Source organism: Pseudonocardia pini (genome assembly GCF_013870575.1).
GTDB classification, from domain to species: domain Bacteria; phylum Actinomycetota; class Actinomycetes; order Mycobacteriales; family Pseudonocardiaceae; genus Pseudonocardia; species Pseudonocardia pini.
In genome coordinates this window covers 1-1,638 of the sequence record NZ_JACBXB010001002.1, presented here as the reverse complement: position 1 = coordinate 1,638, position 1,638 = coordinate 1, and the positions used below count along the sequence as shown (strand labels likewise).

Below are 1,638 nucleotides of genomic sequence, written 5' to 3'. Positions count from 1 at the left end.
GGCGACCACCGGATCGGCACCCACCCGGTGCTCCCGCTCTCCGCCGCGATCGGCTGGATGGCGCGGACCGCGGAGCGGACCCACCGCGACCTGCGAGTCGTCGGCCTGCGGGACGTCGGGGTGCACCGCGGTATCGTGCTCGACGGCAGCGAGCCCGGTGAGCTGCGGCTGACGCTGGACCGCGGGACGGTTGAGGGCGGCACGCTGACCCTCCACGCCCGGATCACCAGCGGCGACACCCAGCCCCACTTCGGCGCGACGCTGCTGCTGAGCGCCGGCCCCGCGGTCGCCCCCGAGGCGGAGGCCTGGAGGCCGACCGAGGGCGACGACGGCCTGCAGGTCTACCGCGACGCCGACCTCTTCCACGGCCCGCTGCTGCAGGGTCTTCGCAGGGTCGTCACCCGCGAGCCCACCCGGCTGGTCGCCGAGTGCGCGCTCACCGACACCCCGCTGGCCGGGGGTGGATGGGCCGCGGAGCTGCACAGCCCCGTGCTCGGCGACGTCGTGCTGCAGGTCGCCTCGGTGCTGGGGGTCTGGCACCAGCAGGCCGGGTGCCTGCCGCTGTCCGTCGGCGCGGTGGACCTCTACGCCCCGATCCCGGACGGCGAGCCGTTCCGGGTCGTCGCCGACGACCTCCGTCCGACGACCGGTGGGGTCAGCGTGACCGCCACCGTCACCGACCCGACGGGCCGGGTGCTGCAGCGCTGGACCGACGTCGGCGCGGTGAGCACCCCCGACCTGGCCGCCAAGTTCGCCGAGGCGGTCGCGGTCCGGCACGAGGAGGGCCGATGAGCACGGACCACATCACCTTCGACGGAGAGCCGTTCGACGCACTCGCCGGGATCGACCACGATCCGCGAGAGGCGGGAGGACCGGTCGGTGAGCGACCGCGCCCCGCCCGGAATGTGGATCATGATCGCGGGACGTCCGGGCGAGCCGCGGCGGGGAACCACGACCCACGGTCGGGGAGCGGGCCGGTCGACGATCGACCGCTCGCCGCCCGAGGTGTGGATCACGGTGATCGGCGCGGCGGTCGGGGGACGGGACCGACCCGGTCCTCGGCGGCGGTGGTCGCCGCGGAGCTGGTCGGCGAGCTGCGGGCCGAGCTGGTCGCCGCCCACCGCTCGGCGATGGAGGTGCAGGCGGCGTGGCAGGAGGAGGCGCTGACCGCGCTCCGGGCCGGGTACGTCGGCGCCACCGCCTCGGCGGCCCCGGACCCGGTACAGGCCGAGATCACCCGGACGGCGCCGTCCCGACTCGTTGCTGGCCAAGGTGATCGTCCGCGGGGACGCCGCGTCCCTCGCCCCCCGCGCCGTCCGGGCCCTGGCCGAGTTCGACCTCGCGGGCGTGCCGACCAACCGCGGGATGCTGCAGGCCCTGCTCGCCGAACCGGGCCTGGTGACGGGCGGGATCGACACGGCCTGGGTCGACGCCCACACCGCCGAGCTGGTCGCCGCCGCCCCGCAGACCCTGCTCCCCGAGGAGACGCCCGAGGTCGAGGCGCCGACCGTCGAGGAGGTGCCCGACGCCGTCGTCGCCGCCCGGCCCGGCGTGGTCGTGCAGGTCGTGGTGAGCCCCGGGGACGAGGTCGCCGTGGGGGCCGAGCTGGTGGTGCTCGAGGCCATGAAGATGGAGCAC

Annotated in this window: 2 protein-coding genes; both read left to right on the top strand. The window is 76.0% G+C overall.

Going from position 1 to position 1,638, the window contains the following annotated elements; all coding sequences use genetic code 11:
- The coding region (locus tag H5J29_RS31845; RefSeq protein WP_181784627.1) for a polyketide synthase dehydratase domain-containing protein at nt 1-792 on the top strand (792 nt) is incomplete at its 5' end.
- Nucleotides 793-1,260: 468 nt separating this feature from the next.
- The coding region (locus H5J29_RS36020) for a biotin/lipoyl-containing protein (protein WP_312858500.1) at nt 1,261-1,638 on the top strand (378 nt) is incomplete at its 3' end.